This is a genomic window from Enterococcus lemanii (genome assembly GCF_016909125.1).
GTDB lineage: Bacteria > Bacillota > Bacilli > Lactobacillales > Enterococcaceae > Enterococcus_I > Enterococcus_I lemanii.
The window spans coordinates 69,934-80,749 of sequence record NZ_JAFBFD010000006.1; the positions used below are offsets into that span (position 1 = coordinate 69,934).

The 10,816-nt window shown below is 36.9% G+C and carries 8 protein-coding genes; 3 read left to right on the plus strand and 5 right to left on the minus strand.

All coding sequences use genetic code 11. The annotated features are described in order from the left end of the window. Positions 1–358 precede the first annotated feature (358 nt). On the plus strand, positions 359–2,101 hold the full coding sequence (locus tag JOD14_RS03010; protein WP_204653210.1) for an ABC transporter ATP-binding protein: 1,743 nt from the start codon (positions 359–361) through the stop codon (positions 2,099–2,101). Further along, positions 2,088–3,836 (plus strand): ABC transporter ATP-binding protein, encoded by a 1,749-nt coding sequence (locus JOD14_RS03015; RefSeq protein ID WP_204653211.1) that lies wholly within the window; start codon positions 2,088–2,090, stop codon positions 3,834–3,836. The genes JOD14_RS03010 and JOD14_RS03015 overlap by 14 nt, the downstream gene beginning before the upstream one ends. A 265-nt stretch (positions 3,837–4,101) precedes the next feature. Here the strand turns inward: JOD14_RS03015 and JOD14_RS03020 are convergent, their stop codons facing one another. The 5 genes from JOD14_RS03020 to rhaB all read right to left on the minus strand — a co-directional run bounded on the left by JOD14_RS03020 (position 4,102) and on the right by rhaB (position 9,670). Next, entirely contained in the window at positions 4,102–4,584 is a 483-nt protein-coding gene (locus JOD14_RS03020) for a DUF2798 domain-containing protein (protein WP_204653212.1), read from the minus strand. A 286-nt stretch (positions 4,585–4,870) separates the two neighbouring features. Further along, positions 4,871–6,022 carry a lactaldehyde reductase gene (gene fucO / locus JOD14_RS03025; RefSeq protein ID WP_204653213.1) on the minus strand — a complete coding sequence of 384 codons (1,152 nt, stop codon included), beginning with the start codon at positions 6,020–6,022 and terminating at the stop codon, positions 4,871–4,873. An 85-nt stretch (positions 6,023–6,107) separates the two neighbouring features. After that, positions 6,108–6,935: a rhamnulose-1-phosphate aldolase gene (gene rhaD / locus JOD14_RS03030; protein ID WP_204653214.1), complete on the minus strand. Its 828-nt coding sequence runs from the start codon at positions 6,933–6,935 to the stop codon at positions 6,108–6,110. A gap of 19 nt (positions 6,936–6,954) precedes the next feature. Next, entirely contained in the window at positions 6,955–8,202 is a 1,248-nt protein-coding gene (gene rhaA / locus JOD14_RS03035; RefSeq protein WP_204653215.1) for an L-rhamnose isomerase, read from the minus strand. 16 nt (positions 8,203–8,218) lie between these two features. Then, positions 8,219–9,670, minus strand: coding sequence for a rhamnulokinase (rhaB, locus tag JOD14_RS03040; RefSeq protein ID WP_204653216.1), 1,452 nt, complete (start codon positions 9,668–9,670; stop codon positions 8,219–8,221). Positions 9,671–9,791: 121 nt separating this feature from the next. Here rhaB and JOD14_RS03045 point away from each other — a divergent pair, with 121 nt between their 5' ends. Continuing rightward, on the plus strand, positions 9,792–10,661 hold the full coding sequence (locus JOD14_RS03045; protein ID WP_204653217.1) for an AraC family transcriptional regulator: 870 nt from the start codon (positions 9,792–9,794) through the stop codon (positions 10,659–10,661). The last annotated feature ends 155 nt before the right edge of the window (positions 10,662–10,816 follow it).

The window sequence follows — 10,816 nt, forward strand, 5'->3', positions numbered from 1 at the left end:
TTCTCTTCTTTTTATTATTATAACAATGACGATGCAAAAGAGTCAAAAAGAGCCATTGTTGTAATAAAATAAAATATCTACTTACTTTTACTTTACAACAGTTGTTATCTAGCGTATATTTAAGCTAACAAATTTAAGGAAGGAGTTTTTTACAATGAACTTAGTAATGACTATTAACAAATTTAAACCACGCATTCAGCAAACTCCTTTACAATTACAAGCAAAGAAATAGTTTTTTTTGCTTTACTTTATTTCGATTTTTTTGATCGACCTAGAAATTGTTGAGTTGCGACGATACAATTTCTAGGTCTTTTTGTCTGTAATTTTTTATTAAAATGATTTGATTAGGAGAAATTTTATGTTAACAATCTTTTGGAAATATATAAAAAAACACCCATATGTTTATGGGATAACGACTTTTTTTGCCTTGCTTTCTTCCATACTAACAATTGTACCCAACTATTTAATTCAAAAAATAATTGATGAAATGGTCAACCATTCTTTGACTACTCAAAACCTCAGTCAGTTATTGTGGTTCTTTTTCAGCGCCATTCTGCTTATTTATTTAGTCGATGTCACTTGGGTTTTATTACTTTTTAGTCAATCTTACAAATACCAATCCTCACTTCGAACCAATCTTTACAAACGCCTTTTACAATTACGTACGCCATTTTACGAACGTTTTCGTTCAGGTGATTTAATGACCCGAATGACTAGTGATATTGAATTTCTAGGCGATACCATTGGCTATGGTTTTATGCTAATCGTATCAAATATCACTTGGGCTTTGAGTATTTTTATGATTATGTTTGTGACAATATCTTGGCAAGCCTCGCTTTTAAGCGTTCTTCCTTTGTTTTTTTTCGCTTGGTCTGTTTTTAAATTATGGCAAAAAGTAGATACATTATACGAGGAAAACCGTGATGCCGTGGCGAATTTAAGCAATGAGGTGCTCGAAGTGGTTGATGGCGTTCGCGTAATGCGGGCTTATGGTAAAAAAGAGATGGAGCAAATGCACTTTCAAACAAAAACAACAACCGTTTTAGAAAAAGCCAATAACTTAATGTTTTATAGTGGTGCCGTGGGACAAGTTGCTAAAATTTTTACGGGCTTAAGTACAGCAATTGGTCTAACTTTTAGCGGCTACTTGATCGGTCAAGGACAAATGACGGTTGGACAACTCATTTCTTTTCAAATCTATCTAGGTATGCTTAGCGGTTCTATTTGGGGCCTTTCTGATATTGTCCTAGTTTACCAACAAGGAAATGTTTCTTTTCGCAAAGTTGAAGAAATTTTAACTGCAGAGGATGGGGTGAAAAGAAATGGCTTTGACGAGTTAGACTCTTTTGAGGCAATCACTTTTTCGGACTACTCCTTCACCTATCCCAACAATACCCTACCAACGCTTGAAAAAATCAATTTGCAACTAAAAAAAGGCGAAACACTTGGCGTAGTTGGTCCTACAGGTAGCGGAAAAACAACTTTCATTCGCCAACTCTTACGACAATACCCGTTGGCGACACAAGGAAAGTTGCAGATTAATCAAAAAGACATTCAGTGTTATAAAGTCAATGATTTAGAAAAGCGAATTGGGTATGTGCCACAAGAACATATTCTTTTTTCAAGAGACGTTGCCCATAATATTCGTTTTGGCAAGACGTTTGCAACACAAGCTGAAATACTTGAAGCAATCCAGACAGCCGATTTTACCAAGGATTTAGAGCAGATGCCTGATGGTCTAGCAACTTTAATTGGTGAAAAAGGTGTCGCCATTTCTGGCGGTCAAAAACAACGAATTGCGATTGCTCGTGCTTTTATTCGCCAACCAGAATTACTCATTTTAGACGATTCACTTTCAGCGGTCGATGCCAAAACCGAACAAACAATTATCACGAATATTCAAAAGATGCGTCAAAACCAAACAACGATTATTGTTACGCATCGCCTCTCAGCTGTTGCCAAAGCACACAAAGTCATTGTCATGGAGCATGGCCAAATCACTGAGATGGGGACACCAACCGAACTACTTGCCAAAAAAGGTTGGTATTATCAGCAATACCTTAATCAACAACTGGAGGAAAATGTAGATGCAAACCTTTAAACGACTCCTCATTTATTTGAAAACTCAGCCGATCCACTATAGTGTCGGCCTACTCTTATCGATTATTTCTGCAGCCACTTCGATTTATGCGCCTGTTATTGGCAAACAAATAATTGATGCCATTACCCAAGCGAGCGCACAAAATGAAAGTCTTGCTCTTAGTTTTCTTATGCAAAAATTTGGTTGGTTTTTAATCATTACTTTCGTAAGTGCTTTGACCGGTTACGCAGGCTTTCTTTTATTTGCTTTTGCTTCCAATCAAATCAGCAAAAGTATTCGTGATGAAGCACATCATCATATGCAAAAATTACCGATTGTCTATTTTGATAATAAGCCGGCCGGTAAGATTTCTGCTCGAATTGTGAATGATACCGAGGTTTTACGAAATAATTTTTATCAAAATTTTAGCAACCAAGTCCTTGTTAATTTATTAAGTGTTTTAGGGATTTTTATCGCTTTATTCATTGTTAGCCCAAAAATTGGGACGACTCTTTTTATTTTGATTCCTTTCTTTATCGCCTGGCAATGGTTTTATGTGCATTTAGCTACTCCGATTAACCAAGACTGGCGTGAAATTGTTAGTGAGTTAAACAACCAAACAGCAGAAGTGATTCAAGGGGTCGCACTTGTTCAATTATTTCATCAAGAACAACAAATGATTGACTCTTTTGAAGTACAAAATCAAGCTTGGTTAAAAAATCGCATCCAATCGATTCGTTTAGATGGCATCTTGTCGTGGGATTTTTCAACTTTTATCAAAAATTTGGTTATGTTCTTTCTACTACTTTATTTAGGAACCCAATTTAACCATGGCGTATTGGGCTATTCAATGGGGACCATTTATATTTTAATTAATTATATTTCACGATTATTTGATCCAATTTTAAATTTAGTTCGCATGATGCCGACCTTGCAACAATCACTTGCAGCCGGACAACGTGTTTTTGAATTACTAGATGAACCAATTGAAGAAGACTCGTCTAAATTGTTACAATTAAAGCAAGGCAATATCATTTTTGATAACGTAACGTTTGGTTATCAAGCCAATCATCCTGTTTTAAAAAAGATTCATTTAACTGTAAATACGGGACAAACGATTGGAATTGTCGGACACACTGGTTCTGGCAAAAGCTCTCTCATTAACTTATTATTTCGTTTCTACGATCCTCAAGAAGGGGGGATTTTTATTGATGGCCAACGACTGCAAGATTTTAATCGTGAGAGCATTCGAGACAAGATGGGAATTGTTTTACAAGAGCCTTTCCTGTTTAGTGGCACCATTGCAAGCAACGTCCACATGCAAAATCCGGCAATTACAGAAGAAATGGTCATTGACGCCTTAGAAAAAGTAGGCGCTAAACCACTATTAGATAAATTGCCCAAAGGAATTCACGAACCTGTTATCGAAAAGGGCCAATCTTTATCTTCGGGTGAACGACAACTCATCGCTTTTGCTCGAACATTAGCAAAAAATCCCAAAATATTAATTTTAGATGAAGCGACGTCTCATATCGATACGCAAACCGAAGAAATCATCCAAAATGCGATGAATGTTTTGAAAAAAGGACGAACGACTTTCATTATTGCGCACCGCTTGTCCACGATTCAACAAGCCGATCAAATCATTTTACTCGATCAAGGAGAGATTAAAGAACAAGGAACACACGAAAGTTTGCTACAACAAAATGGTCAATACGCACAAATGTATCAACTTCAAGCAAAAGTTATTCACTAAACTAAAAAAGAAAGACAAAAATAAGTTGTTGGTAAAATTGTGGTTTATGCATTAGAAGCTTCCAGTATTGATAAAAGTGCACGGTTTTTCGTGTTTTACCGTAAAAAGTCTTGCACTTGTTATATAAAATATCGAGGTCAAATACCGCTGTTTCAATGTTTTACTTAATCGGGAGCCATTAAAATACGCCACGCCTTTTTAAAAAATAATCGGGACAAAAAACTCCTTTTTGAAGTTTCTTGTCCCGATTTCTTTTTTGATTTTTTTAAGCTAGAACTTTGCCTTCTGGAAAAAGTTTACGGAAAGACGTTCGAATAACTGGTCCGGCAATAATAATTTGAAATGGTAAAGCCATCACAAAGTTTTTAGGGATATTGGTTAACCAAATCATTGGTAGTGCCTGCCAATTGCCACTTTTAAGCACAACTTCTAAGCCGCCATATAAAGACATAAAGATAACCATTGGAACAACCATGCAAAATGAGACCGCTAAGCCTTTTTTAAAATTTGAACTTGTTGGTTTGACTAAGAAGCGAAAAGCCACTTTTTTAGCTGGTCCTGAAACAATAAAAAGATCTAAAAACATTGCAATAATATACGCTAGCGGAAAACCTAACCAAGCGCTTTGAAATACATCGAAAGAAAGTCCTCCCGTATGTAAGGCGACATTATAAATACTCATCCATAAAACCATTAAAAAACACATCATAACGGTATAAATCAAACTCTCTCTTTTATTTTTTGGCATAACTAACACTCTCCTATCTGATATTTTTGCATAAAAATAGTGGAGGCTACGAAACTCGTAACAACCTCCACTTGATAAAAATCCGTGTACATTTTACTGCGTTTTGATTCTCTATAAAATTCTCATGCCCCGTTACCATAGCACATTTATTTTACTTTCGTAAGTCTTTTTTTCTGAAAAAACGAAAAAAATTACAAGCCATTTAAGTATTATTTCGCATAACGTTGCAAAATAAAAAACGACCCTTCTAGATTTATGACTGTCGGGCCGTTTGGTTTGAATAAAATTACATTAAACTTGTATATAACGCAATAATATCTTCTAGGGATGTTTGACGAGGATTTCCTGGTGTACAAACATCACGTAAAGCATCTTCTGCAATTTGTGGTAAATCTTCTTTTTTCACGCCTAATTCTGAAATCGTTGCTGGAATGCCAACGTCTTGACTTAATTGATCAATCGCATCACAAGCAGCGTCTCTAACATCCGTTAAGCTCATTGTCGCCGCATTTTCAATTCCTAGAGCAAGTGCAATTTCACGGTATTTTTCCCCAGTAAAATCTTTATTATATTTCATTACTGTTGGTAATAATGCTGCACAAGCAACCCCGTGTGGCACATTATACCAAGCGCTTAGTGGGTGAGCCATTCCGTGAACCAATCCTAGACCAACGTTTGAGAACCCCATACCCGCGATGTATTGACCAAGAGCCATTTGTTCGCGGGCTACTTGATCGCCTTTAACTGAATCACGTAATGAACGGCCAATAATTTCAATGGCTTTAATATGGAGCATGTCACTCATTTCCCATGCACCTTGCGTAATAAAACCTTCGATTGCATGTGTCATCGCATCCATCCCAGTTGCCGCACAAAGCGCACTTGGCATCCCCATCATCATATCACTATCGACAAACGCCACAATTGGAATATCATGTGGATCCACACAAACAAATTTACGATTATTTTCTTTATCGGTAATCACGTAATTAATGGTCACTTCAGCAGCCGTTCCTGAAGTAGTTGGTACCGCTAAAATTGGCAAACAAGGATTTTTAGTGTCTGCGACGCCTTCGAGGCTAATAACATCCGAAAATTCAGGATTGGTGACAATAATTCCAATCGCTTTTGCAGTATCAATTGGCGAACCGCCACCAATCGCCACTAAACAATCGGCTTGCGCTTCTTTAACAAAGGCCACACCGTCTTTTACATTTTCGATTGTTGGATTCGGTACAATGCCATCATAAATCACAAAATCAATGTTGGCTTTCGTTAAGTGGCGCGTTACTTTATCAACGACACCAAATTCGACTAAATCTTTATCTGTTACAACAACTGCTTTTTTAAAGCCACGAGCTAAAATTTCTGTTGCCACATTTTCAACAGCACCTTGACCAAAGTATGATGTTTCGTTTAAAATCATTCTGTTTACCATTGCTATTTCCTCCTATTGTGTTTTTATTCACAAGTTTTTTTTATTTAAATCTTTCAAACCTTGGAAGATTTGAAAGATCGATTGTTTACTTTTCTTCTAAATAACCTACGCGTGGTGCCACTCCAAATGCATCGGCTAATTTCCAAAGATTTTCATCACTAATCGTTTGTTTCACGCCGCCTTGTGCTTGCACATAAGTATAAACTTGTGCTGCTTTTTCGGCTGTTTCGATTAAGCCAAATACTTCATCCATGTCTTTACCGGCACCATAAACCCCATGTTGCGGCCACATTACTAAACGCGTTTCTTTCATTTTAGCAGCGGTTGCTTCGCCAATTTCATTGGTTCCTGGAACTAACCACGGAATAATGGAGACCCCTTCAGGAAAGACAACTAGACACTCGGTACACATTTGCCATAAAGTACGGGTAAAGGCTTTTTCATCTAAGTCATGAGTGAAGGTCATCGCCAGTAAATGGCTCGCATGGTTATGCATAATGATCCGGTTTTCAGGGTCCACTTCTAAGCGAGCGATATGACTCATAAAGTGACTTGGTAGCTCACTAGTTGGCACCGCACCGTTTTCTAAGCCCCATAATAAATCTAAGGTTTTCCCGTCGTTTGCTACGCGTACCACACCTAAGTTAGCTGCTGGATCATCGGCAACATTTTTAAAGTATTTCCCAGAACCAGTCACGATAAAATATTTTCCAATTAATTGACTCGCATCAAAAATCATTGGAATTTGACGAATCACGTGATTCACATCTAAAAAAGGACGGACTTCTTCTTCTGTTAAAAGATAAGAAATATTCCCACCGTTTCTTTCATCCCAACCTAGACGGTATAAATTTGAAGTGGTCGCAACCATTTCTTTCAAAAATGAGCCATGTTTTAAATCGATTTTTTTCATTGATCAATCTCTCCTAATTTTAGCGTTTTAATAAAACATCTTGTTCATATTGTTGTGCTTCTTTATACCAATCAAGGCCAACTGGTACGCCTTGTTGTTCACAATAATAGTTCCAAACATCTGCGTAAGGGAAGTCTTTTAATTCTTCTGTTAAGACTAAACGTGTGGTAAAATCGCCGTCTAATTCAATTTGTTTTAAATAATCTGTTGGTTCTAGCATTGCTTTTAAAACAGCTTTAATCGTATTTCTTGTTCCAATCACCCAGGCAGCCACACGGTTAATGGTTGCATCAAAGAAATCTAATCCAATGTTTGTTTTTCCTAGTAAGTCATTGCGAACTAGCTCTTTTGCAATTTCTTGTAATTCATCATCCATAATCACCACGTGGTCAGAATCCCAACGAACCGGACGTGAAACGTGTAATAAAATCCCTTCACTAAATAGTCCTAAAGAAGAAAGTTTATTTGAAATCACTTCCGTTGGATGGAAATGACCGGCATCTAGACAAACTAATTTTTGACGCGTTAAACCATAGCCCATATAAAATTCGTGAGAACCAACGGTATATGCCTCTGCTCCTAAACCAAACAACTTACTTTCAACCGCATCTAACGTCAATGACGGATCTAATTCCTCTGCAAAAATTTCATCTAAAGATTCCATCAGACGCTTTCTTGGACTATAACGATCAATTGGGTTGTCTTTATAACCATCTGGCACCCAGAAATTATTGACACAAACTTGCCCTAATTCTTTCCCAAAATATTCTGCAATTTTACGGGAACGTTTGCCATGCTCAATCCAAAAATCACGTACTTCTTTTTCTGGAGAAGATAAAGTAAAACCATCTTTAAACATTGGATGTGAGAAGAAAGTCGGATTAAAATCTAACCCTAAACCTTGTTCTTTAGCCCATGCTACCCACTTTTCAAAATGTTTTGGTTCGATTTCATTTAAATCGATTTTTTCATCCGTGTCTAAATAAATCGCATGTAAGTTTAATTTATGTTTGCCTGGAATGAAAGAATACGCTTTTTCTAAATCTTGGCGTAATTCTGTTGGGTTAGTGGCTTTTCCTGGATGATTCCCAGTAACTGAAATTCCTCCGGTTAATTCACCATCACTCAAAAAGCCTTGAACGTCATCGCCTTGCCATACGTGCATTGAAATTTTTACTTTTTCTAATTCTTTTAATACGGCATCGGTATCCACGCCGATACTGGCATATTTTTCTTTTGCTGCTAAATATTTTTCTGTAGTATTCATTCTTTGCCCTTCTTTCTTATCGTTGCATTGTTTTTAAATAGTTAACGAAAATCGATGCTTCAAAAGCTTCTGGTTCGTACGTTTCACAAGTAAATGAGTTTTCAATGGCCTTTCTGGCAGCCTCAACAGTCGAAAATTCTCCAACACTTAACATTTGCATCACTAAATTCCCAATTGCAGTTGCTTCTCCTGGTCCGGCAATGACCGTTGTTTGTGTGGCGTTGGCTGTTAGTTGATTTAAGAAACGATTATTTGAACCGCCACCAACAATGTGTAACGTTTCGATTTTATCCTCTGTACCACTAAGTTTCTCTAATTGCTTTAATTCAGTCGCATAACATAAAGCTAAATTATCATAGACACAACGAGCAAGTTCCCCTGGCGTCACCGGAACGACTTGATTGGTTTCTTGACAATAAGCTTGCAATTCCTCAATCATGTTCACCGGATTTAAAAAACGTGGATCGTTCACATCAATAAATTGTTGAAAAGCGGCTTCATTTGCTGCAAGTTCCGCTAATTGCGCATAGCTATATTGATAATCTTGCATCCGCGCCACTTCTTGAATCAACCACATCCCCATAATATTTTTTAAAAAACGAATCGTATTATGCGCGCCCCATTCGTTTGTGTAGTTGGCCTGAAACGCTTCGAGCGAAACATTTGGAATCGTCGTTTCAATCCCGAGTAATGACCACGTACCACTACTAATATAAGCCCAATTTTCACCATAACCTGGTGTGCCTAATACCGCTGAAGCCGTGTCATGACTGGCAACATTAATAATAGTAACCGCTGGCAAATCGTGCTCTGGGAATTTATCAATTAAGAGTTCTCCTAATACGGTCCCCGCTTCAACTAACGGTGGGAAAAGTGAGGCCTCCACTTGAATAAGTTCAAGAAGTTCTTCATCCCAAGTTTGTGTATTCGCATTTAATAGCTGCATAGTAGAAGCATTGGTTTTTTCTGTTACCTTTTTCCCAGTGAATACATAGCCCAAGTAATCTGGAATTAAGAGTAGCGTCTTTGCTTGTTCCAAACGTTCCTTTTCTTCGACAAATAATTGAAAAATAGTATTAAACGGTTGGATTTGAATCCCTGTTTTTTCATATAATTTTTCTAGTGACATTTTCTGGCTAAAGCTTTGTAACCCTTCATTGGTTCGGGCGTCGCGATAAGAAATCGGCTGGTCAATTAACTGTCCTTGTTCGTCTAATAAACAATAATCAACTGCCCACGTATCAATACCTAAATAACAATGGGTCAAGCCTTGTTTTTTGGCTACAGAAAGCCCTTTTAAAATTTCTGTAGTCAAATAATCAATATCCCAACGTTCATGATTGTCTTTAAATGAAAAACCATTTTTAAATCGGTAAATTTCTTCCATCTGTATTTTGCCATCAATCAGTGAGCTTTTGACCAAACGACCGCTTGAAGCACCAATATCAACCGCGATATACGTATTCATTTGTCTTTTCACTTCCTTTACTTCATTTCTTTGATGTCTTTATCATAGCGCAAATGAAACCATTTTCCATTGGATGATTTTGGTGTATAATTGCACTATCTTGGTAAGGAGGAAATTACAAATGGTTTATTGGGAAAAAGCAGATCATTCATGGACAAAAGATTCTGAGCGGGTCATTCACACCCCATCACAAAAAAGCAAAGAACTCTTTTTTTATCTACAAGAAATCGGACATTTCAAAGCCTTCAAACCCTATTTTACTGAAAGAGAAAATTTACCCTCTTATTTAATTAAATTTACTTTAGGCGGACAAGGTTTTTTACAATATCAAGGGAAAGAATACCACTTAAAGCCTGGTGATTTTTTTTGGATTGATTGCCAAGAACACCAGCTATACAAAACGGTCAGTGAAGAACCATGGGAAATGGTCTGGATTCATTTCTATGGTGGGCAAAGTCAATCACTCTATCAAGAATACTGCAAAGATAAAAGCCCAGTTTTTCATGCAACTGGCCAAGCAAGTGACAATCCTATCTACCGAATCATTTCATTGTTGATCCAGCAACAAAAAAATGCAAACGCCCGAACCGATTTTCATACTTCTGTTGCCGTTCACAAACTTTTAAATGAAGCCATTTTACAAAAGTACCAACTTGACTTTGCGGTTGAAGACATTCCTAAGCAAGTGACCCTTTTAAAAGAATACCTCGATCAACGTTTCAAGGAAAATTTGACTTTAGACGATTTAGAAACAGTCTTTCATATTAATAAATATCAACTCAACAAACAGTTTTCAAAATACATTGGGATTCCTCCTATTGATTATTTGATTACCAAAAAAATCTCTTATGCAAAGGATCTACTCCGCTATACCAATGCATCAATTCAAAATATTTCCTTGGAAATTGGAATTGAAAACTTTGCGTATTTTAGTCGGTTATTTAAGAACAAAACAGGCATGACCGCGACTTTTTATCGGAAGCAAGGTTAGTTTTAAACTATTATTTACAAACCATCAAAAGAGGTCTCTTCGTAAAGAACCTCTTTATTTGGGTCTATAATATTTGGTGTTGTTACTAAGAAATTGGTAAGAACACCCTTTTTCTTTCTATAACAAAAAAGCATCTGTTTCCCTTATAATTAAGT

Coding starts and splice junctions, on each gene's coding strand:
- JOD14_RS03010 (WP_204653210.1), top strand. CDS start 359: ATGTTAACAATCTTTTGGAAATATATAAAAAAACACCCATATGTTTAT.
- rhaD (WP_204653214.1), bottom strand. CDS start 6,935: ATGAAAAAAATCGATTTAAAACATGGCTCATTTTTGAAAGAAATGGTT.
- JOD14_RS03015 (WP_204653211.1), top strand. CDS start 2,088: ATGCAAACCTTTAAACGACTCCTCATTTATTTGAAAACTCAGCCGATC.
- rhaA (WP_204653215.1), bottom strand. CDS start 8,202: ATGAATACTACAGAAAAATATTTAGCAGCAAAAGAAAAATATGCCAGT.
- rhaB (WP_204653216.1), bottom strand. CDS start 9,670: ATGAATACGTATATCGCGGTTGATATTGGTGCTTCAAGCGGTCGTTTG.
- fucO (WP_204653213.1), bottom strand. CDS start 6,022: ATGGTAAACAGAATGATTTTAAACGAAACATCATACTTTGGTCAAGGT.
- JOD14_RS03045 (WP_204653217.1), top strand. CDS start 9,792: ATGGTTTATTGGGAAAAAGCAGATCATTCATGGACAAAAGATTCTGAG.
- JOD14_RS03020 (WP_204653212.1), bottom strand. CDS start 4,584: ATGCCAAAAAATAAAAGAGAGAGTTTGATTTATACCGTTATGATGTGT.